Annotated in this window: 22 protein-coding genes; 15 read left to right on the top strand and 7 right to left on the bottom strand. The window is 44.3% G+C overall.

Annotation, left to right across the window (positions count from 1 at the left end):
• The coding region (locus QZY95_RS02160) for an FAD-dependent oxidoreductase (protein WP_290918781.1) at window positions 1-1,106 on the top strand (1,106 nt) is incomplete at its 5' end.
• Between the two features lie 109 nt (window positions 1,107-1,215).
• Here QZY95_RS02160 and QZY95_RS02155 read toward each other — a convergent pair.
• Window positions 1,216-1,839 (bottom strand): Lar family restriction alleviation protein, encoded by a 624-nt coding sequence (locus tag QZY95_RS02155; RefSeq protein ID WP_290918779.1) that lies wholly within the window; start codon window positions 1,837-1,839, stop codon window positions 1,216-1,218.
• A gap of 194 nt (window positions 1,840-2,033) precedes the next feature.
• On the opposite strand from QZY95_RS02155, the gene mutY reads away from it, so the two are divergent.
• The 6 genes from mutY to QZY95_RS02125 all read left to right on the top strand — a co-directional run bounded on the left by mutY (window position 2,034) and on the right by QZY95_RS02125 (window position 7,233).
• Complete coding sequence (gene mutY, locus QZY95_RS02150) at window positions 2,034-3,146, top strand: A/G-specific adenine glycosylase (protein WP_290918776.1); 1,113 nt, start codon at window positions 2,034-2,036, stop codon at window positions 3,144-3,146.
• A gap of 73 nt (window positions 3,147-3,219) precedes the next feature.
• Window positions 3,220-3,894 carry a site-2 protease family protein gene (locus tag QZY95_RS02145; protein ID WP_290918786.1) on the top strand — a complete coding sequence of 225 codons (675 nt, stop codon included), beginning with the start codon at window positions 3,220-3,222 and terminating at the stop codon, window positions 3,892-3,894.
• A 28-nt stretch (window positions 3,895-3,922) separates the two neighbouring features.
• A complete protein-coding gene (trpS, locus tag QZY95_RS02140; RefSeq protein ID WP_290918773.1) occupies window positions 3,923-4,915 on the top strand; it encodes a tryptophan--tRNA ligase in 993 nt (330 codons plus the stop codon).
• Between the two features lie 50 nt (window positions 4,916-4,965).
• Window positions 4,966-5,772: a YkgJ family cysteine cluster protein gene (locus QZY95_RS02135; RefSeq protein WP_290918770.1), complete on the top strand. Its 807-nt coding sequence runs from the start codon at window positions 4,966-4,968 to the stop codon at window positions 5,770-5,772.
• Between the two features lie 18 nt (window positions 5,773-5,790).
• On the top strand, window positions 5,791-6,294 hold the full coding sequence (rfaE2, locus tag QZY95_RS02130) for a D-glycero-beta-D-manno-heptose 1-phosphate adenylyltransferase (protein WP_290918783.1): 504 nt from the start codon (window positions 5,791-5,793) through the stop codon (window positions 6,292-6,294).
• 738 nt (window positions 6,295-7,032) lie between these two features.
• Window positions 7,033-7,233, top strand: a complete 201-nt coding sequence (locus tag QZY95_RS02125; protein WP_290918766.1) for a hypothetical protein — start codon at window positions 7,033-7,035, stop codon at window positions 7,231-7,233.
• A gap of 205 nt (window positions 7,234-7,438) precedes the next feature.
• On the opposite strand, the gene QZY95_RS02120 is transcribed toward QZY95_RS02125, so the two are convergent.
• The gene (locus QZY95_RS02120; protein ID WP_290918763.1) at window positions 7,439-9,817 is read right to left on the bottom strand and encodes a multiheme c-type cytochrome; all 2,379 of its coding nucleotides are present in this window, start codon (window positions 9,815-9,817) and stop codon (window positions 7,439-7,441) included.
• A gap of 260 nt (window positions 9,818-10,077) precedes the next feature.
• Here QZY95_RS02120 and QZY95_RS02115 point away from each other — a divergent pair, with 260 nt between their 5' ends.
• Entirely contained in the window at window positions 10,078-12,039 is a 1,962-nt protein-coding gene (locus QZY95_RS02115; protein WP_290918761.1) for a heavy metal translocating P-type ATPase, read from the top strand.
• Window positions 12,040-12,481: 442 nt separating this feature from the next.
• Window positions 12,482-13,543 (top strand): hypothetical protein, encoded by a 1,062-nt coding sequence (locus QZY95_RS02110; RefSeq protein WP_290918759.1) that lies wholly within the window; start codon window positions 12,482-12,484, stop codon window positions 13,541-13,543.
• 89 nt (window positions 13,544-13,632) lie between these two features.
• Here QZY95_RS02110 and flgM read toward each other — a convergent pair whose 3' ends face one another.
• Together flgM and QZY95_RS02100 are read right to left on the bottom strand one after the other, a co-directional pair.
• The gene (flgM, locus tag QZY95_RS02105; protein WP_290918757.1) at window positions 13,633-13,950 is read right to left on the bottom strand and encodes a flagellar biosynthesis anti-sigma factor FlgM; all 318 of its coding nucleotides are present in this window, start codon (window positions 13,948-13,950) and stop codon (window positions 13,633-13,635) included.
• A gap of 26 nt (window positions 13,951-13,976) precedes the next feature.
• Window positions 13,977-14,414, bottom strand: a complete 438-nt coding sequence (locus QZY95_RS02100; protein WP_290918755.1) for a DVU0524 family FlgM-associated protein — start codon at window positions 14,412-14,414, stop codon at window positions 13,977-13,979.
• A gap of 267 nt (window positions 14,415-14,681) precedes the next feature.
• Here QZY95_RS02100 and QZY95_RS02095 point away from each other — a divergent pair, with 267 nt between their 5' ends.
• Together QZY95_RS02095 and QZY95_RS02090 are read left to right on the top strand one after the other, a co-directional pair.
• Entirely contained in the window at window positions 14,682-15,299 is a 618-nt protein-coding gene (locus QZY95_RS02095) for a Maf family nucleotide pyrophosphatase (protein ID WP_290918753.1), read from the top strand.
• 35 nt (window positions 15,300-15,334) lie between these two features.
• On the top strand, window positions 15,335-15,814 hold the full coding sequence (locus QZY95_RS02090) for a phosphatidylglycerophosphatase A (protein WP_290918750.1): 480 nt from the start codon (window positions 15,335-15,337) through the stop codon (window positions 15,812-15,814).
• 184 nt (window positions 15,815-15,998) lie between these two features.
• On the opposite strand, the gene QZY95_RS02085 is transcribed toward QZY95_RS02090, so the two are convergent.
• On the bottom strand, window positions 15,999-17,006 hold the full coding sequence (locus QZY95_RS02085) for a universal stress protein (RefSeq protein ID WP_290918746.1): 1,008 nt from the start codon (window positions 17,004-17,006) through the stop codon (window positions 15,999-16,001).
• A gap of 654 nt (window positions 17,007-17,660) precedes the next feature.
• Between QZY95_RS02085 and QZY95_RS02080 the strand changes: the two genes are divergently transcribed.
• Window positions 17,661-18,467: a hypothetical protein gene (locus QZY95_RS02080; RefSeq protein ID WP_290918744.1), complete on the top strand. Its 807-nt coding sequence runs from the start codon at window positions 17,661-17,663 to the stop codon at window positions 18,465-18,467.
• Between the two features lie 43 nt (window positions 18,468-18,510).
• Here the strand turns inward: QZY95_RS02080 and QZY95_RS02075 are convergent, their stop codons facing one another.
• Together QZY95_RS02075 and QZY95_RS02070 are read right to left on the bottom strand one after the other, a co-directional pair.
• Entirely contained in the window at window positions 18,511-18,804 is a 294-nt protein-coding gene (locus QZY95_RS02075; protein WP_290918741.1) for a putative quinol monooxygenase, read from the bottom strand.
• 29 nt (window positions 18,805-18,833) lie between these two features.
• Window positions 18,834-19,379: a nitroreductase family protein gene (locus QZY95_RS02070; RefSeq protein ID WP_290918739.1), complete on the bottom strand. Its 546-nt coding sequence runs from the start codon at window positions 19,377-19,379 to the stop codon at window positions 18,834-18,836.
• A gap of 127 nt (window positions 19,380-19,506) precedes the next feature.
• Between QZY95_RS02070 and QZY95_RS02065 the strand changes: the two genes are divergently transcribed.
• From QZY95_RS02065 to QZY95_RS02055, 3 genes are all read left to right on the top strand, one after another.
• Window positions 19,507-20,373, top strand: coding sequence for a LysR family transcriptional regulator (locus tag QZY95_RS02065; RefSeq protein ID WP_290918736.1), 867 nt, complete (start codon window positions 19,507-19,509; stop codon window positions 20,371-20,373).
• Between the two features lie 691 nt (window positions 20,374-21,064).
• Window positions 21,065-21,619, top strand: coding sequence for a hypothetical protein (locus QZY95_RS02060; protein WP_290918734.1), 555 nt, complete (start codon window positions 21,065-21,067; stop codon window positions 21,617-21,619).
• 141 nt (window positions 21,620-21,760) lie between these two features.
• Window positions 21,761-22,255: a hypothetical protein gene (locus QZY95_RS02055; RefSeq protein ID WP_290918731.1), complete on the top strand. Its 495-nt coding sequence runs from the start codon at window positions 21,761-21,763 to the stop codon at window positions 22,253-22,255.
• Window positions 22,256-22,307: the final 52 nt, after the last annotated feature.

Here is a 22,307-nt window from a genome sequence, read left to right as displayed (position 1 = left end):
AAGAATACAGTGTCGGCTCCGTGCCGCACACAAGCTTTAGTGAAGAATACTACCAAGTCGGGTTAATGCCTGAAGAACGTTTCTGCTTGGAACTACTTATGCTCCGCAATGCAGAAGACGTTTTACGAGAACAAACACAAGCTGCTGAGCCTGAAGAAGACGGGAAGGTCTATGACCTCCTTATTCTTGGTGCAGGACCAGCAGGCCTTACTGCTGCAATTTACGCAAAACGCTCGGGCTTGGATTCTGTTGTTCTGGATAGCTCTGTCATCGGCGGACAGATAGTCACGACACCTGTTGTTGAAAATTATCCGGGTTTCAGGAGTGTGGGCGGTGTAGCTCTGGTTGAAATTCTTACAGCTCACACTCGGGAGTATTCCAACATCAGAGAGAATCAAAGTATTGTGGATGTCACAATCGGAGAGGAAATTGAAGTTCACACCGCAGAACGCATCTATGCAGCCAAGGCACTTATTTTTGCAACTGGTACTGAATGGCGCTCGCTCGGTGTGGAAGGGGAAAAGAAATATTTTGGAACCGGTGTGACCCATTGCGCGTCATGCGACGGGTACATGTTCCGAGACAAGCATGTTCTTATGGTTGGCGGGGGGAACAGTGCCCTGACTGATGCTCTTCACCTCAAAAATTTGGGGATAGATGTCACGATTGTCCATCGACGGGACACCTTACGAGCTGAAAAGGCTCTTCAAGATGCGCTAAAACGAGAAAAAATTCCCGTACTCTACGATACAGTTATCGAAAAAATATACGGCAATGACACTGAAGTAGAAGGTGTTACGCTTAAAAATACTAAAAACGGAAAAACAACTGAGCATGCCTGTAACGGTGTATTTATCGCCATCGGTATGGACGCGAATTCTCAACTGGCAGAAAAAATCGGGGTTTTACTCAATCCTGATAAAACAATCCGTGTAGACACTACAATGCGTACGAATATTCCGAGAGTCTATGCTGCAGGCGATGTAAACGGCGGGGTGCGGCAAATTGTTACAGCTGTGAGTGATGGTGCAGTAGCAGCCATGTCCGCTTTTGAAGATTTACAAAACCCGTATTGGGCTTCAGAAAAAGAACCCGTCTCCGAGTAGTCAGCATACAATCATATTTTTTCAACTGCCTTTTTTCCCAAAAGAAAGAGGGTCGATACATTGTATCGACCCTCTCATCCACAAATTCTAATGGAAGCAATAACCACTCTTACCGATTACGGGCAAAATCTACCAGTCCTTGGACAGATTCAAGCTGTTGAGCATTTGGACTCTTGAAACAGCCCCCCACGCCAACACTCTGACTGGTCTGCAACATATGTTTCGGAATCAATTCAATTTGTTGGATCGGATTAGATTCCGGAGACGTAGCAAGATCACCACTGTCACGTTTATGCTTCAACGGAGGATTTTTGTAATATAAAAACATCCTCTGCTCTGCCAACGCCTCAGTGGAGGTTGGGATATAGCTAACATTCCCCCCCTTAAGCTGTAAAAAAGCTCCATAGTACGAAACGTTACGCATGACACCTGTAATCTTCTTTCCTGTAGGGCGGGAAAGAGTAAGAACTACAGGTAAATTGATCGGATATCGCTTACTTGCCCGCTGTGTATCACACTGCATAGCTCGCACAAGCTTGCTGCTATCCTGCACAACTTCATACGTAAATGATGTGTTCCCGCGCTCATTCCATAAGGTCAAAGCCTCATCTTCTGTTAATGCACGGGCACCAGCCATCCCACACTGATCACATACAACGTAGTAGTAAACAGCGTCAAAGTAGAGAAGCGTCCTGCTCCCATTACAGTTCGGACAAATTTTAGGAATCAACATCCTTAGCCCCCCAACGCAAACTTCGTACTTTTAGTTCGTTAAACTTCTAAATATCATACAGTGTACTATATCTAATGTCTAAAAGAAGTTACACATTGCCAAGGTTTTTCGCAAAATTCAGGGCTTTACTCTATGTAATGCAGACGCTACCACGAATACATATTCTATCCCACGCAAGGAACAACGAGTAAAAAATGATTTCACCGGAACAATATCCTGCTTTTGCCAACGACCTGCTGACTTGGTTCGATGCCAATAAACGCGCTCTACCGTGGCGTGAAGACTATGACCCGTATCGAGTCTGGGTTTCAGAAATAATGCTGCAACAAACTCAGATGGAGCGCGGAGTCGCGTATTTCCACCGCTGGATGGAGGCACTGCCAAGTATTACAGCTGTGGCTGAAGCTCATGAAGATACACTGCTGAAACTTTGGGAAGGACTTGGCTACTATTCCCGTGTCCGCAATCTGCACAAGGCTGCTAAGATTATTGCTGCTGAACATAAGGGAGTCTTTCCAGAAGAACACGCTGCCATACGAGCCTTACCGGGCATCGGCGAGTACACCGCAGGTGCTATTGCTTCTATTGCTTTCAATCAGGATGTTATCTGTGTTGATGCTAATGTAGAAAGGGTCTTTTCTCGTATTTTTGACATAGATTCTCCGGTCAAACAAAAGCACAATATGGCCTTTATTCGCAAAACAGTTACTGACGTTCTCCCCTCCGGCCATGCCAGAGAATTTAATCAGGCGGTCATGGAGCTTGGAGCATTAGTTTGCAGTAAAAAGCCCCGCTGCGAACGGTGCCCTCTTCAGCAATATTGCGAAGCGTTTCATCTCGGCATTCCGCATGAACGTCCGGTTCCCACTGCTAAAAAAGAGATTAAACACATCGACGTGGCAACAGGCTTTCTTATGCACCAGGGTAAAATCTACATACAGAAACGTCCTGATTTCGGCGTGTGGGCTGGGTTCTGGGAGCTGCCGGGAGGCTCTGTAGAAAAAGGTGAAGCACCGGAAGAAACCGTTGTCCGTGAGTTCATGGAAGAAACTGAATTTCCTGTAACCATTGAAGATAAAATTCTTGTAGTAAAACACGGCTACACAACCTACCGTGTTACGATGCACTGCTACTTTCTGACCTTTACAGATCAACATTCAGCAGAACCTGTTTTGCATGCTGCCACTGAGTACAAATGGGTAAGCATGGATGAACTTGATGAAGTGACTCTTCCGGCAGGGCACCGTAAACTTCTCGATCATCTGCAAAACGATATGCGGTTAAAACCGCTTTTGGATAACAGCTAGAAAACTGGCGTAAAACCTTCGGAGCCGCGAATTTACTTGCTTCCCAAGGGGGTTCGTGGTAGCCGCAAAAGTTATGATAAATACCGATATTGCAGCAAGTGTAACAAAGATTGCCGTTGCGTTCGTTCCAATGCTCCTAGGCATGGTATGCCATGAAGTGGCGCATGGCTGGGTTGCAAACAAACTTGGAGACCCGACTGCAAAGGCAGCCGGTCGTCTGACGCTGAACCCTGTTCCTCATATTGATCCTATGGGTACAGCAATGTTTGTTCTTACAGCGCTTACAAGTCCATTCATCATCGGATGGGCAAAACCAGTGCCGGTTGACGGACGCTGGTTTAAAAATCCGAGAAAAGGTATGATCCTCGTTTCTATTGCGGGGCCGCTTACTAACTTTATTCTCGCTGTCCTCTTCGGGGTTCTTTTTGCGATAGTCGCAAAAAATATTCCTGAAGCCGGCTCGCTGTATGCTTCAGCATACGATTTTCTGCGTAACATGTGTGTTGCCGGTATCTGGATCAACCTGACACTCGGGTGGTTCAACCTTATGCCGTTCCCACCGCTGGACGGCAGCCATATTGTGGCAGGTATACTGCCGCCAAATCTTGCTTATAAATACCAGAGCCTCGCACGCTATGGATTTATTCTTATAATTATTCTGTTGGCAACAGGCTTTTTGGGTAGAATCATCAGTCCGCTCATCACTGGATCTGCCGATCTGATTCAACAATTGATCTACCTGATTTAAAGCCTGACACTATATCCGGAGGAAAAAAATGACTCTCACACGTACCGTTTCCGGTATGCGTCCTACTGGCGCCCTTCACCTTGGCCATTACTTTGGCGTTCTTAAGAACTGGGTAGCAATGCAACACGAGATGGATTGCTACTTCTTTGTAGCAGACTGGCATGCGCTCACAAGTGATTACGCAGATACCAGTGGTATTAAAACTCATGTTCCGGAAATGGTTAAAGATTGGCTTGCCTCCGGTCTTGACCCTGAGAAATGTACTATTTTCCAGCAGTCCGCGATTAAAGAACACGCAGAGTTGCACCTGCTCCTGTCCATGATCACCCCGCTTGGCTGGCTTGAACGTTGTCCTACATACAAAGAACAGCGTGACCAGATCAGCAACAAAGACCTCGGAAACTACGGCTTCCTTGGATACCCGGTACTCATGGCTACAGACATTCTGATGTACCGCCCTGCGTATGTTCCTGTAGGTCAGGATCAGCTTCCGCACATTGAAATGACACGCGAAATTGCACGTCGTTTCAATCACATGTACGACTGTAGCATTTTCCCTGAACCTGAAGGAAAGCTTACTCCTGAAGCGAAGCTTCCGGGTCTCGATGGCCGTAAGATGTCCAAAAGCTACAACAACGGCATTTTCTTGCGTGAAGGCATGGACGACATTCAGCCAAAAGTACGCGGCATGCTGACAGATAAAAACCGTGTTCGCCGCAAAGATCCAGGCGATCCAGATATCTGTAACCTCTTCCCGTACCATGTACTCATGACATCCGAAGAGAAACAGGCGGAGATCCGCAAGGGTTGTACTTCTGCAGAACTTGGTTGTGTTGACTGTAAGAAAATTCTTCTCGAGTCCATGGAAGAGTTCCTTGCCCCTATTCAGGAGCGCCGTGCAGTGATTGAAGCAAAGCCTAACTTTGTTAAGGAAGTGCTTGAACACGGCAATGAACGCGCCACTAAAATGGCTCGCGAAACCATGGAAATGGTTCGCAGCGTTATGAACTTTGATTTTTAATCACCTAAGGGCGGGCGCAAGCCCGCCTTTAATTTTTCAGGAAGTTTTTTATGTTTGTAGATCCACATGATGCAGGACCTGATGATGAATCCACAGTGCAGGATACCTTAGAGTATCTTGAATCGTTGCCGCAGTTGGCAGACGGCGACACCTTCACTTTTGCATGTCATCCTGAGGTTTCCTGTTTTAATGCATGTTGCCGCGACTTAAACATGCCGCTTTCCCCATATGACGCGTTGCGCTTGCGTCAGGGGCTTGGACTGGACAGCACCACATTTATCAAAGAATACACTGTCATTGAACAGTACCCTAACTCCGGTTTTCCAGTGCTGTTTCTTAAAATGAAAGATACCATTGAGCAGGAATGTCCTTTCCTTGGCGAAAACGGCTGTACAGTTTATGAACACCGTTCTGCTGCATGTCGTACGTACCCACTCGGCAGAGCAACACATCTTGATGATAAAGGTGCTGTTGTAGAACAATTTGTTGTTGTACAGGAAGACCACTGTAAAGGCTTTGCCGAAGCCAAAAAATGGACAGCACAGGAATGGCTTAATGATCAGGGTCTGGAGGAATACAACTACTTCGCAGACCGCTACATGAGCATCATTTCCCGTTTCCTCGACACAGATCTTGAGCTGACTCAGAAACGTGTTCAAATGGCTCTGCTTGCGTTCTATCAGCTCGACCATTTCAAAGGATTTATGGAAGACATGAACCTGATGGATAGAGTCAACGTACCTGTAGAGCGTCGCGAAAAAATTATGACAGACGAGAAGGAACGCCTTCTTTTTGCTATGGAGTGGATGGAACTCATCCTCTTCGGCACCAGTACAACCCTTTCACATTCTGCGTAAGCAGGCAGTAGTATGAGCATGAACAACGGTATTCCAGCCCATCCGGCAATTTTCCGTGCAGACCAGTGGGACGATTTACTCGCGGCACTGGCGGACAAACGTGATAAGCGTATTGTTTTTACTAACGGCTGTTATGATATCCTTCATCCCGGACATGTTGATATCCTCGAACGCTGCAAGGCTGAAGGAGATATTCTGGTTCTTGGACTGAACAGTGATGCTTCTGTGCGTTCACTGGGTAAAGGAAACGACAGACCCGTCAACACGTTTGCTGTACGTGCGTATGTGCTGGCTCATCTCTCCAGCGTTGATTACGTTGTTGAATTTGATGAATCCACACCGTTTGAACTCATCGACGCAGTACGCCCGAACGTGCTCATCAAAGGTGGAGACTGGGGAATAGATTCGATTGTGGGAAAAGACATCGTTGAAGCAGATGGCGGAACTGTTCTCAGCTTGCCGCTGCTGAAAGGCTTTTCAACCACATCTCTTATTGAAAAAATTCGTTCTACTAAACCGTAGCAAACAGTTTTTTGAGATAATAGACTTAACGCGTCGTTTTCACACACGCGTTGAAAAAGTTGTTGCTACACAGAAGAGCTGAATAGGGTTTTGAGAAAATACCCTGAAAAAATATAAGTCCGCCCTTGTCGTTCCTCTGACAGGGGCGGACTCCTTTTTGCGACATGCAGTTCGGGCTAGAAACGCGGATTGTTGCGTAGCACGCCGCAAAAGAAAAGATCCCCTTAGCGCCAACAGAGGGGATCTTAGCCAAAAAACTATCTTTCCGCACACCGCTTCCGGCACTGAAGCGGCTTACTCTGGACAGTCTGTTCTGCAAAAGCAGAACTCCTAAAAAACGTACATAGTATTAATCTGTTCACCAAACACAGTCTCTACTATGTGAGAGGTCAATGAATGAACCTCGATGTTTCAACATTCCAAGCGGTGAGCCATGGCTGCGCTTAATACATGGGGGTAGTAAACGCCGTGACCAAAAAAATTCTACTTTGCCTTGTCTGGAAGGCTGCAACAATTGCCCAAAAGCTGTTGCATCATAAGGAGCACAAAAAATTTTCGGGTATGGCTGGCATTGAAATGCCGAAAAACAAGCAACGACCTTCATATAAGTAAAAGAATTGCATATGTCCTAAAAAAAGTTCTCCACCACGTTTCGACACCAACTTGTTGTCAAAGCTATCCGTTTCTGTAACGGTGAACTAACCAGAAGATAATACAATCCTTTTTTGGAGAAGACGTATGCAGCCATCAGACTCACAAATCCCGAACGAAATTCTCTTAGAATTACAAGCACTTGCTTACGAAAAAGATCCAAACACAAAAGCCACCACACCGGAAGAATTGCTACAAGTTCTGATGCCTCAACATCCGGAAATTCTGGCTGACACTCCCTCCGCCTTACACGCAATTAAGGAAGCAATTTCGTATCTGGAAAAATAATTTTTTCTTTCCTGCAAGTTTTTCAAAAAAATCATGCGTCAGCATATGCAGGCAACGTTTCTATTACACGACCACAAGATGTGTTGTCCGTCCTCTTCCCGACAAAAGGGCAACCTGTTTTACAGGCTACCCTTTTCTTTGCGAACATACTTTTTACTATCTGCACAAGATATTCAACGTACAGAGAATAAAGACGAACATTCCACTAACATTTCGGTCCGTTTTTACGCTTACATCGACGAGTATGCATAAACGCTGCGACGATTACGAAAAAAATAATCGCCAAAATTGCTGCCGAGGCTGCAATCGCATCAATCTCATATTTTCCGATAACCATAATCATGCCCTCCGTAACGTTACGTCCGGCTCGCATTAGGGCAAATGGATTCTGTTCTTCCATTTTTTCCCGCTGCGTTTCCGAAAGCGGTGAACTTAATGCCCAATGAAATCCTACCTGTTGAACCTGCTTCCCGCTCCGTGTCACAACCTGAGCATACGGCACCTTCGGTGCAGAAATTATTTCATTTCTGCGAACAGTCATACGCCGCGTTTTTTCACGGCTAAGTATTTCTGTTTCACTGCCGCTGCGAAGCGCTGCCTGCAACAAAGATTCTTTCAACGGAGCATCTGGTGACCCACCACCTGAATCATCTCCGTATCCCAATGCCTTCGGGCTTACATGGCATGACTCACACGGTCTCGCATTTCGCGTTACCGTATGCGGTGCAAGGGGAGCCATTGTAAAAGATGCAGACAATAATTTATGCAACGGCGTATTCTGTTGTGCATACTCCTCTGCTGAACGGTATACAGAAAGCACAGTTTCTTCCCTACTAGTATCCACATGATTCAGCAGTAGGTCTTCGATAGTTTTGCTCAGGACATTATAGATTATGGCTGGATTCTTTTGAGCAGAATGAGCTGTAAAAATATGTCGTCGAAGTATGACCGCTTTATCTGGTGAAATAAGAGTCACATCCTGCTGCATCAACGGTGCAAGAGGACTAACACGTCCTTCCCCGTTTATACCGAGAACAGCATTGCGCCATTCTTGACGATCTGTTTTCTGCGCTGAATACACAGTTTCAGTTTTCACAAAATCAACAAGTAAATGCTTTCCGTACTCCTGTGGAACCCACGCGCTATGACAGCTGTAACATTCAAGCTGCTTCATGTGTTCAGGTTGCTGCACCATTGCTGCTGCAGCACGTATCGGTGTCGTCCAAGTATCGCGTTGTGTAAGATTTTTCAGCACAGGCGCTTCATACGATTTACCTGTTGCAGAGTGGACAATAACGGCTTTTCCTCTACGCACAACATTACCGAAGGGATTACCGCGTGCAGTTAAAATATATCCGTCTTCTGGCACATAGACAGTACCGGCGCGCTGCTCTGCTGGAAGAATTTCTGCAACGCCACGTCCATCCCCTTTTGCAGGTACTGAAGCAAACTCATCCTGCCACCCAATGGGAAGTTCCCATGGATACGCTGTTGGTGTGCCATGACAATCCGCACATTCAACTTCAACATTCCCCCTGCCTGAACGGGCAATGTTCCCTGTTCCATGCATTGCTCTAGTGGAATGGCAGTCCTGACAGAGTAATCCTCCGGAATGATTTCCGTATCTGTTCAAACTGCTGTGGTGAACATCATCCCGCATTGCACGGTATTTTTGTGAATTTGAAAGCCGCATTGATCCTTTGTACGATGCAGCAATTTGTCTCCCTTCAGAATGACACCGCGCACATGCTTCAACAGGAATACCTCTTTTTACTCTTCCTGCCACTACTACAGGGCTTTTCGCGCTTCCTTGCAACGAATGGGTCACTAATGTGCCACTGTCGCTGAATCGAAGGTGACAGGCTGCACAACCTGAGCTCTTCCCTCCGTTATTCACCAGCCCAATATGACAAGATGTACATTCCTGCTTCACATATGCATAGCCGGCCAGCGCTGGATCGTTTTCAATCTCTGCCCAATTCTTCTTTGGAACTTCAGTAACCCGTTCAGTAAATATACCACCTTGGCGGGCATCTAACGAAAGCATGTATGACTGATATTCCGGAGTCCCTGTTGACGGCAGTTTTCCATCAGTATCTGTCATAGCGCATACGCCCAAAGGTTGTTCGGGTTTCATGCCCCAGCCTTGTAGAGCTGCAGAAAGATGTCCCGTTCCCGTTGCCATGCCTGAACGCCGAACACGATAGACTTGTTCTTTGTGACACTGTCCGCACGTTTTATCCACCACAGACAATGCTGACGGGGTTGTTGTAAACTCTGTAAGCAAGCTCTCTTCCGGTGCGCCATGGTGCAAGCGACGCTGCCATAACGCTACAGGATCACCCCCGTGACAAACAACACAACCGTTTGGGTCGCCTTGCGCTGCCCCGAGAATATAAATCTGCTTTGCCATTTCAGAATCATGAGCACGAATGGGAGCCTGATCTGCATGACAGTGACCGGCAAGACATCCCTGCCCGACAGCAGGATACCCTTCCGGAGACATCTCCGGAGGAGCATACCCCCACGCCACACCTGTCCACAACAACAGGCTGCATAATACGACAACACACCTGCATAACATACTGAACTCCTGAGTAATTCCATTCGACACATAGGAATACTCAACAGTACATCAAACAACATATTGGTGCGACAATTGTTTGGAATATATCAATAAGTTAATTCATACATACATAAGCTTTTTTGAATCCCTGCAACAGCAGCTCAATATGATGATATTATCAAAATTTAGTATCGTAACATTTGTTCATGTTTGCTACAGGTGGAGAAGCATCGCGAAATCTTTCTCTTCATCATGTATTTTCTAAAAAGGGTCATGTTATGGAACCTATTCCGCATCGCCATTCTACATTTGAGGAAGCAGCCCACTGCGAAGTGTGCTCTGCCCGCGCATGGCAACAACGAAAGAGCCTCTTCCTCAATACTGATGCAATCATGCTCTATATCGCCATCATACTGTTTCTTTGGGAGTTCTTTTTCGAGCACCTGTTCCATAAACACAACCTTCTTTTCTGGGAATTCATCCTTGTTTTCACAGCCTATTTGCTTGCTGGCGGCTCTGTACTCACCAATGCTTACAAAACCGTAATGCGAGGTGATTTCTTTGATGAAAATGTACTCATGGTGATCGCAACAGCAGGAGCACTAGTGATTCATGCTTACACTGAAGCAATAGGTATCATGATCTTTTTTAAGATTGGCGAACTCATGCAGTCACTGGCTGTGGCGCGGTCCCGCCGCTCTATCAAATCACTCCTTGCCTCCAAACCGGAAGTTGCCCGAGTGCACACAGCAGCCGGTGTCATAGAGCGGCTCCCTGAAGAGGTCTCAATCGGAGATAACGTCACAGTTCGACCGGGTGAAAAAATTCCTCTGGACGGCATCGTGCTTGAAGGAACATCTCAGATAAATACAGCTGCCCTTACAGGTGAATCTGTACCAATTTCTGTCCATAAAGATGATACGGTCATGGCAGGACAACTATGTATCGACGGTGCCATTACACTAAAAGTTACCCGCCCCTTTGAAGAATCATCTATCGCTAAAGTTATGGAGCTTGTAGAAAATGCAACTGCACGCAAAGCGAAAACAGAAAAATTTATCACAACCTTTGCAAAATACTACACACCATATGTAGTGCTTACAGCACTTGCGGTCGCATTTATTCCTTCTCTGATTATGGGCGGTGATATAACCAAATGGGTCTACAGAGCCCTTGTTCTGCTTGTTATATCCTGTCCGTGCGCTTTAGTCGTCAGTATTCCTTTAGGGTACTTTGGCGGCATAGGGCGTGCCTCCAGTGCGGGAATCCTCATTAAAGGTTCCAACTTCATCGATGCGCTTGCAAATGTTACGGCCGTTGCCTTTGATAAAACCGGCACTCTGACACACGGCATTTTCGTCGTGCAATCTGTAGAGCCTGCTGAAGGATTCACACATACCGAGCTAATAGAGTATGCCGCGGCTGCTGAATTTAATTCAACACACCCTATTGCACGCTCGATTCTGGAATACCATAAGGCACACGGGGGAACACTGGATGAAAATGCGCTTGAGGAAGCCAAGACGCTCACCGGCAAAGGAGCCAGTGTGCATTATCACGGCAAATATATTCTTGCAGGAAATGCCTCATTGCTGACGCAGCAACGAATCATTTTTTCCCAAACAAAACAGACAGGAACGGTAGTCTATGTTGTGGTAAACAGAGTGTTTGCAGGAGCTATCGTTATTGGAGATGCGTTACGAGGTGATGCTCAAGAAGCAATACGGAACCTCAAACAACAAGGAATTGCTTCCGTAATGCTCACTGGAGACAATGAAAAAGCAGCACAGGCAATCGCAGACTCTCTCCAGCTTGATACATTCCATGCTAACCTGCTTCCTGAAGATAAAGTCGCGTTTTTTGAAACACTGCACAAAAATCAAAAAGAGAAAGGCCAAACAGCCTTTCTCGGAGATGGAATCAATGATGCTCCGGTAATTGCCCGCGCTGATGTAGGAATTGCTATGGGCGGACTGGGAAGTGATGCTGCAATAGAAACTGCGGATGTGGTACTGATGACAGATTCTCCTTCAAAGGTTCCGCAGGCCATAGCCATTGCCAAACAAACAAAAAGGATTGTGTGGCAAAATATTTTCTTTGCATTTGCTGTAAAGGCGATCTTCATCACGATGGGTATTTTCGGCATAGCCACAATGTGGGAAGCTGTATTTGCCGATGTAGGCACGTCACTTCTTGCTTTGGCAAACTCTACGCGAATATTCACTTTTAAGCGTGAATAACTATGTAATAAAAAATGAAGGCACTCTACCAAGGCGTATGGCATGACGTATGAGTGCCTTCATTGTACAATACAGCCCCATGCAACAGCTGCATTATATTTACAGAGGGTTATGACGTTATCAAATAAGTTTACCGTAACGCCTTTTACCTCGTTTTTCCATGCAGTAAAATTTGTATCGCCAGTCTCTCCCGTACACAAAAGCAGTACATAATAAATTGAGAACAGTACCCTACAATTGAAAAAAAAGGTACACTAGTCCCAAACAACACGGGTGAAACACAGCCCATAGTACAGCTTTACTCTTTTACCAATTGGTAGAGCACCATAAGAGAATACACCTTTTCTTTCAACGTGTTACTGAGGCATATGTGATGGCCATCAACATGATAGTAAGTCATACCTGCCTACAGCAAACGTAATGCGATCAGGGGGAGAGAACTATGCGGGTACTCAGCAAAAAAATAACCGAATCAGAACTTAGCGGTTTTGAACATATAGGAAGCAGCTCTGAAAAAATTCGCCTATCCAAAGACGGAACTCTTAAGGCCGGAAAAACATGGAAAGGACGGTTTGTTTCTTTTCTAGAGCCTCTAGGTCTCTTCAAAGGCTACTGCGAGAGAACAAAAATGGAACAGGCAGAAGAAAATCGTCTTGCTGCATGGACACTTTGGAACGGACTTGTAAAAAAATATGGTATCGATAATGCCCGTGAAGCACTGCACGGTATGAACCCGGAACTACACGGAATGGACGGCGTAAAAGTCCGGCAAGGCTTACTTCAGCGATCTACCGTGGGCAATGCAGATAGTCTTACCTGTGGTGAAGTCTCTCAGCTCATCCAAAAAACAAAAACGATACATCGCTTACGAAGCCAACAAATTCAGCAGCTCCATGAACACGTGCCTATGACTGAGAAAGAAGCAGCGTTGTATGAACCAGAGCATCCGCACACTTCAACCGTCAGTAATGCCATTAAAAACCATCAAAGAGCCATTGATTTCGTAGGCAACAAGGCAAATCTGCTATTCCTTTTAGCAGAGCTGAATGAAGAGCCGTCACGACTGAACAAATCTCGCGTTGACTACATTACAGAAAGGCTTCTTTATGAAGTAGGAGCTACCAAAGCAAAAGGTGTGTTCTCCAGAGAACAAATTATTCGAATGACTGAGCGTATTCTTCACGAGTCGTTAAAACACAACGCTTCATGGTGTCGCATGCAAACAATAAAACTTGAAGCAAACAAACGGATGATGAAACCCAGCAAGTTTGTTCAAGAGTTCGCTGCGCTGAAAGATTCCGTTACAGCCAGTGCTGAGGCAATAATAACACCGGAATATGTTCAGGATGTAGGCAGAGAGCTGGCCATGCCGGTTCGAAGAATGCGAGCCAAAGTAATTGCAGCCAAAGTTCGCAGGCAAGTTGACCAAAAAGTCACGAACGAACGGATTACGTTAGGAGAAAAGGATTTTAAAGAAATGACACTTAATGCCCTGCGCAAATGATTTCGTAAAAAACAATCCTTTCGCCACAAACGCAGTAAAGCCGCTCTATTCAGAGCGGCTTATTACTTTTTAAGAACTAGTAAAACATATTAGATGAACAGATCGATCTCATCTCGAAGAATGCCTTCAGCAATCTTCTTGCTATCGATTTCATATTCACCGGAAGCAATCTGCGCTTTAATGGCAGCTACTTTATCTTTGCGCACTTCAGGTGCGTTCATTGCTTCTTTATATGCTTCAGTACGTAAACGACCTTCATCAGAGAAACTAACCTTATCGCCTTTAGGTTCAGCTTCTACAGCAGTCTGCTCACGACTAACATGATCACGTCCAGCCTGTTCGGCACGCTTTCCTTTTTTCAGCGTCGAGCCGTAATCCAGCTTTGCGTTATAATCATAAACTTTCATTCCCTACCTCCCGGTCAACGGCACGCTTATAACATGGTCGCATTGACTTTGTCTAAAGAGATTGCCCAGAGCTTGTTCATTATATCCTCTTTCTCATCACTTGATACCTTTATCGGCCCCAAATCAGTTTCTTTATAGATTTGGAGAGAAAGATTTGGAAAAGGATTCCGGAACAATACGGCAAACCCTAAATCATCTTCAAGTTGCGCCTTGATTTCTTCCACAATTGGATTGTCGCTACCGGAGAAAAGCAAGTTTTCGTACACTTCTCTGGCAACCCGCTCAACAAGTCCCTGACGCCTTGCCTCTGCAACACGCTGGTCCATGTCAGATAATTGATCGTCATCGTAACTAAAATGCAAATTTCGCGCCGAACCTGTCTCCCGCGCAATATGCTGGGCAGAAGTAATTTGCTTCTTGTATTTTCGAAGCATGTTTTGCACATAAAATGAATTTACTGTCATGACGCTATACTCTTAATAGTCGGTATCGACATCCTAAAGATAAACTTTAGACTGATACTCATTAGAATTTAGACTGACAGTGTATTTTAGCAATCTAAAGAATCACAGTTAAAAAACAGGCGGCATTATATGCTTATACGAAGAATATACGTATCTCCTGTTTCTCAACCCCTTGCAGTAAAATTTCAATTTATTGACAAATACTTTGTAGATGCAGCAAAGTGCAGCGAAGACATACTACATTATAACCGGAATTATTATTACCATATGAATACACCTGTTTATGCAACCTTAACGCCTGTTGTTCTTGCGTCCGGCTCTCCAAGAAGAAGTCAGTTCCTCTCTGAATTAGGCATTATTTTTTCCGTTGAAACACATGCCGGAGACGAACCCCTTCCTGATACCGGAGAAGTTCCGGCATCCTTTGCATGCCGTTGTGCTCTTGCAAAAACACTTTCTGTTCGAGAGGTTTCACCCCACAAAGACGCTGCATGTTTTATCGGCGCAGATACCATTGTTGTTCTCGGCAATGAAATAATGGGAAAACCGGCTGATAATGCTCATGCTCTCGACATGTTGCGCAGGCTTTCCGGCAATACACATAAAGTGATTACGGCAACAGCATTAGTGTATGCAGACGGCACAACAGAAACATATGCAGTTGAAACAGCTGTAACAATGAAACAATATTCTGACGAAGCATTGCGGGCGTATATTCGGACAGGCGAGCCTTCAGATAAAGCAGGGGCATATGCAATTCAAGGAATCGGGTCATTCCTTGTAGAAGAAATTTGCGGTTCATGGTCAAATGTTGTTGGTTTACCAGTAACCGAATTATTAGAAAAACTACAGGCTGCCGGTGTTGTTACACCAACAGCTCAGTAATATACCGTCAACACAATTAAAACAGGGGCTGTAACATGATCACACAACTTTCCACCAGTGACAAAATTGCTCTGCATGCTTCACGGCTGGGTCCATTCGGTCTTTCGCCGGTTGCACCGGGTACTGCCGGTTCTGCTGCTGCGGTTCTGCTGGCACCTATTTTTTTCATGCCGCTTCCTATGTGGCTGCGTATTGTGGCTATCGCTATTCTCTTCTGCTGGGGCAGTATTCAAATCACCCGTGCAGAAGAAATCCTTGAGAGCAAAGATCCCGGCTCTATTGTGCTTGATGAACTGGTAGGCCAGTGGATAACTTTTCTGCCGTTTGCTGCACTGTCATTCTGGTGGATGGTGATCGGGTTCATCCTTTTTAGAATATTCGACATTACAAAACCTTACCCAGTCAAAGATTCTGAAAAATGGCTGGAAGGCGGCTGGGGAGTCATGATTGATGACGTTCTGGCTGGGCTGTACGCGATGGTATGCCTTGGCATACTCCGATTCTTCTTTGCATAAAAAAAATCCGGCAGCGTCTGCTCCGGATCAATCATCATACAAAAAACGGCTTTGTACATGAGTACAAAGCCCTTTTTTGTATGGAGCCCGACCATACAGAGATATGGGTCATCTCTACATGGTCGGGGGTGTCTAAGACTGAGTAGTTACCTTGAGGTGTTGCGAAGTTACCACTAACGGGTTCCTAACACGATAACCACAAGCATGCGTTATTAAGCTTTTTCCACACATGGGCCACGGAAGAGCCCATAAGCATGTGACGCATAAAGCTGTTTCCTGTACCGGAACGACCCATTGCCACTACTGCAAAGTTACCTTGATCAGAGGTTTCCATAATTACAGAAGCAGGATCGTTAGAATGTGCCAACTGGGTTCTGATGACATCTTCTTTCACACCATTTGCAACAAGCAGGGCAACTGCATCTGCTACAACCTGGTGGCTGGTTTTAGAAATAAAACACTGCGCCTTGCGCTGATTGCGAGACTGTTTATTCAGAAACGCAACACTAGGAGAAGCGGTAGTATATTTTTTACCGGGAGCCACATGCAGAACGGTAATGGTATGCATCGGGTTAGCTGCAACCATCTGTGCTACATGCTCAGTGATGTTTCTGGAGGAACGAGAACCGTCCACACATAACAGCACATTCCTGCGGCCATGGATCGATGAAGGGGCAAGCCAAACCGGTCTTGCGCAGGATCGCTCAATAACTTCTTTTGTAATATCGGTGGAGCCGTTAATCATGCTCTCAAACCATGATTTACCACGTTTACCTAAAACGAGGGCATCATGATTACCGTTTGCTGCTTCCTCCATCAGATCCCACGCCTTAGAATGGGTCTGCAGTCTTGAAAGAAGAGCAATACGATTGCTTGATATGCCTACCTGCTTCAGACTTGCCTGAGCAGTCATCAAACATGACAGCTGTTCACCTGTTCGTGCTAAAAACTCTTCAGCAACGGTCTCTTTGGCGCTAGCAGACCGTTCACTTGTGCCGAGTAACTGAAGATTTTCTGCATTCTGCAGATGAAAAAGTGTAAATTTAGCTAGGTCATCCTGGCAAAAAAAGTCACGTACAAACCGAATACCGTATTGTTTGGTATGGTCGTTTCCGACCCCAACGAGCACGCTAGGTTGTGTTCTATTTTGGGACCAAACAGATGATTCTATCAGTGTTGCTTGCTGCATCATCTTGTTCACTCACTATTATGTTATTTGTTGTTCTGTGTTGGCGCACAGACCTGACTTGTTAATCAGTTGGTTTTATTGATATACAAAAGTTCTTTTTTTCACAAGCCTTTTATTTCAGCATATGAAATCTTCATTTATAATCTAAAAGGCAGTGATTACTGAGAGTTGTATCGTTATTACTGTGAAATTTTTACCAATTTTGATAAAAAGTTTTTTCAAAAATATTGAACAAATCATCAAATAAAATTGCGGATTGACTGGTCAATCCGCAATTACGTGAGAAGAGGCAGCAAGCAATAATTCAGTCTCTTCTCCAGAATGACTGCGGGTGTGATAGCACATGTGATTGTGTACACAAACAAAAATATGTAAAAAAGATATGAAGGAATGGCACTTTACAGGATTTAAGTCATACTTTCTGTTCAAACTTTTTTAGTGCAGAATAATGAGCAATTGACGTTCTCACCATTTTTTTTACTTCAAACAATAGGAGCAATATTTTTATCCAATATTTTCAAACCACTAAGTTTGAACACCATTTGAACCTTTCTGCAACGTACCAGAATAACAGAACCACAGAACAGCCTATGGCATGAGAAAACAAAAGCTGATACACAGGGCACAGCACAGAGTGTACCGTTTCAGGAGATGAAAATGAGCAGCCCTACTTCACGCAGCCTTTACTATGGAGCCAATCCGCTTAAGCGTCCGTCCAAGGATGATCTTACGCGTATTACAGGGCGCCCCATGCCTCATTTACAGCAGGCTCAAGAACTTTTGAAACCGTATCTCGTTTTTTCAACACTCCGTTCTGTTCAGGCTCTGCGCATTTTAGCCAACCTTATCGGGCGTGATTACGGTATCTTCAAAACTACCCAACTTGCTTACCTGCTAGGTATGTCCAGCCGCATAGTTGAATACAATATTATTGATGAATTTTTAGAAATTGCACTGAAAGATATTTCTTCCAATAGCGTATTCACCGTAGAAATCGTCCATGTTTTCGACCACACAGAAGAACGTAACGCCGCTAAGAGTGATGACGAAGTACAACCGGATGAAGTTGCATTTCTTGTTATAGAAAAAGAACGTTATGAAGACAGCCCACGGCAACTGGCTGGAAACCTAGTCCGCGTTGCGAATTTCAATCCTCTTGAAGCCCTTGAATATGCAGTGCAAATGGACAGTAGAAACCTTACTGCGGAATTTGTTTCAGAACTTCGGATTGCCGAACAAAAAGCAGTGCATATGACATTCTGGGGCAAGCGCTTTTATCTAAAGCGTTGGATAAAAGGAAATATCGACAGAATAAACGGTGCTACATCACAAAAAAACAAAGCAGCAGAAAAAGCTGTTGCTCTTATGCAGGCAGAGGAATGTTTCAAAGAACGCGGCGCCTATTGCTCGCCACGCGATTCATACACATGCACTGTCTGCCAGCAAGTCTTTAAAACAACATAAAAAACCACCCGTTTGGGTGGTTTTTTCTTTCCAGTCTCTGAAATCAGTCTACTTGCGTCATTTCATGAACAGTAAAGTTTGCCAAAGCGCCATCAGTTGCTTCTTGGAATGCTTTTAAATTTTCATTCCCCATATGAACCTGCCAAAGCTCACGAGTCTCCCAACGTTCATAGAAAAGAAACACCTCCGGCTGCTCATTATCTTGATGTAAAACATACTGAATGCACCCAGCCTCTTTTCTGGTCGGCTCAATAAGCTTGACCAACTCCTGCTTAACAAGAGCAATTTTGTCTGTTTTAGCTTCAATCGTTGCAACAATGATTAGTGGGTTGCCCATATTCTGTACTCCTAAGTTCTCTTGAAAAATTAGAATGAATCAATATGAACGAACTGTTCTGACGGCTTATGCTTCGGAACAACGCCTTTTTGATTCCGATATCCAAGAGGAATAAGAGATACTACTTCCACACCTTCCGGAGCTTCAATAATTTCCTCTGCCTTATCGGGATCAAACCAACCAACGACTACTGTACCAAGTCCCAATGAGTGTGCTGCCAGACAAAGATTCTGTGTTGCGAGACCAAGATCATACATATACCAATCACCGTGTTTTGTTACCATTTCCGGCGTTCCTATGGTGCCTGACTGGCCTTTACGCGCGCACAGAACCAACAGTTTAGGAGCCTTAACAATTGCAGGATATGCTGGATTTTTTTTAGGAACAATTTCCTGCAACGCTTTACGTCGTTCCGGATCACGAACTTCTACAATTTCCCAGCACTGAGAGTTCGCCCAGGATTGTGTTCCTTCTACAACTTTGTACAAAGTATTCATTGTTTCATCAGAAACTTCCTGATCTGTATATTTACGTATTGTACGTCGCTCGTTCATTGCGTTGATGACTTCATTCATTGCGTTCTCCTAATAATTTTACACTATTTTTGGACAATCATTTTCGTATGACCATGATATAGACACCTGCAAATCATAACACAAATTAATTGTTGTCATCATATCAATTACGATACACAATAGATTCATGCACACAACAATTTTAGAAATAGACCTGCTCCAGTGTTTTTTAGCTGTTGCACAAAATGAAGGCTTCACAAAAGCCGGAGATAAAATCGGGCTTACTCAGTCCGGAGTCTCCATTAAAATTAAACGGCTTGAAGAACGGCTTGATACAAAACTTTTTGAACGCACAAGCAAAAGCCTGGCACTCACTCCCGAAGGAGAACTGCTTAAAGGCTATGCTCAAAGAATTATCAACTTACACAACGAGGCGTTGCAGCGACTCGTTGTACCGTCTGCGTCTGGGAACCTGCGCGTAGGCATAGAGGACTACTTTGTTCCCAACATGCTGTCCTCGCTTCTTAACCAGTTCCGACAGCACCACCCCAACATCCATCTTGAAATTACAATGGGAAGTGGACGCGATCTCATTCCTATGTATCACGAAGGGCTACTTGATCTTGTAGTTACCGGAGACAGCAGCCTGACGCCTTCAAAACATACGTTGCTCAAGGCACCTCTGGTTTGGATTTTTGGGCAGAACTATGAACTTCCTGACACACAATGCATCCCGCTAGCAGTCTTTTCTGCCCCATGCTGTTTTAGAAAACAAAGCACAGAGGCACTGGATAGTGCAGAAAGAGAATGGGAAGTAAAATTCACCGGCAACTCAGTTGTCAGCATTCAAGCCGCTGTTGAAGCAGGTCTCGGAATCTCCGCCCTGCCAGCCTGGGCTTTAACGCCTAATATACGAAAGGCTCCGGAATCCTATGGATTGCCTGAATTACCAATGCATAAGTTAATTCTACTTGTAGATGACGAGGAAATGAATCCCGCAAAAAGTCTTTTCATAGACTTCATTAAGCATGAACTTTCAAAGCTGACATTGTAGAATCTTCCAAAAATAAAAAGAGTGTTCTCTCTATACGGTACGTATCAGAGCACCCCCAACAATAAATGAACCGCTTCCCCGTAATTCAAAATCTCAAAAGAGTGGCTGGCCACTCTTTTTTTGTATCTAAAAAACATCGAACGGATGCTCTAAAAAATGTTCATTTTTCCAGAACCAGAAAAAAGGATTTGCAGCCCAAGGCTCATCCATGCAATGGAAAAACATATCTCATATAATATAAGCAAGTTGGGACTTTAAATTACCAAAAATCAGATTCATACATTTTGAAGAAGCTGACAGCTTTGGCAGTTGGTTGTCACGTCACAAACTTGTCAATGTAGCAATGCTCTGCTTCGAAGGCAGACAATTTTATGAAGACACTGGATGACTCCATTTGCCATCCCGTGATTATGGTAGGAACGGATTATTTATCAAAAAACACTCTTAGGAATGCGTGACGGTGACGTGGATGTGGTATGGATATTATTGAGTAGATCCAGTGAACTTGATTTATCTGCTGGAATTCTTTCGGAGGGAACAAAAAAGAACAAGCCACTATTCAAAAAGAAACACATAAGTAGACAAATACGATAGGTTGAATTTGAAGTTCTTTCATACAACGAGAACAATTGTTTTATAAGTTTAATACAACGCGATGATCCATTTTAAAGAACGACGAGTGGGGGCGCATATGTTTAAAAATTTCTATGAACTTGTCATGGGATGCTTAGTCATCATACCAGCTACACTTTTTCTTTTCATTACATTCAGCAGTGTAATATTGCGAGTTACTGGAATTAAACTTCCGATAAAAGCATGTAATTTCGTTCTCAAAGCTTATGGATGGCTTGGTGAAGGAGAAGTTGTTTACCCTTGTAAATACACAAGATGGGGGAGCGGACTTGTTTTTTTATTTAGTTACGGGGCAATCCTAGACCACCAGTTTGGAAGGGCATTAGAAATACCGACAATCGAAAACCTTTCGATACTCATTGGTACTTTTATAATCGCATACTGTGCCTTTTTCCTCTTTGTTGGTTCCTACTACGGTGGAGCAAGCTATAACAATGACGAGCTTATTCTTAGCCCGTTACGGCTAACAGCCGGAATTCGGCTAACAAAGAATGAAAAAAAGCAATTAACAGTCAAATCAGCAGGCAATGTCTCGCTTGTATATTGCCCGCAGTGGAAACAAGGACGCCTTGTATTGCTGAGTAAAAAACAACTTACCGCCCTTATAAAATAGAAAGAATAAACTACTCTCTAATCAAACCGAAAACCTTGCAGAACTGATCAGGAAGATTGACAAATGATCATTAATTCATCTGAGTAATGGCGTTATTGCATAACCCAAAAAACATTACAAAAACATCTCAGGAAACCTTTTATGGCAGCTCTACTTGGCGCTCTCTCCACTTACCCCGTCTATCTTGCTTTTTTTCTTATACTTGTGAATATAGTTTGTGCAGTTTTCAACTTCGACATCAGAAGAGAAGTTCCTTATTATTTTTTCCGTAAAGCTGGTTTTTCGGGAAACAAAAAAGACATTTCCATCATCACAAATAAGACGCGCTTTATCTTCCTCGCATTAGCACTACTGTTTGCTTTTCGAACGCATGCGTATTCAAACTTTCCATTCACCTTAGAAATTAGCATAGGATTAGCACCCATTTTTATATCTGCTTTTTTGTACGTAGCCCCATTGATCATCTTTCTTGGCAGTTTTTTTCATGCGATTGCTGTTAAGGATGATACAATTTTTTTGATACGCATTTTCCCAAGCTTACTCACAATTAAACGGGATGAAGTAGAACTTCTCGGTAATTCAGAAGGATTGATCCTGCTACAAACTTGTGGACACATAGTTAAGCCATTATCCTGAATGAAAGAGGAGATGAAAGTGAGTGTCCGAAAACGTAGATCATATGATGCTG

The organism is Halodesulfovibrio sp., assembly GCF_015482765.1.
Lineage (GTDB): Bacteria > Desulfobacterota > Desulfovibrionia > Desulfovibrionales > Desulfovibrionaceae > Halodesulfovibrio.
Note: the sequence above shows the minus strand (reverse complement) of the source record. Positions and strands in the feature narration are given on the sequence as shown.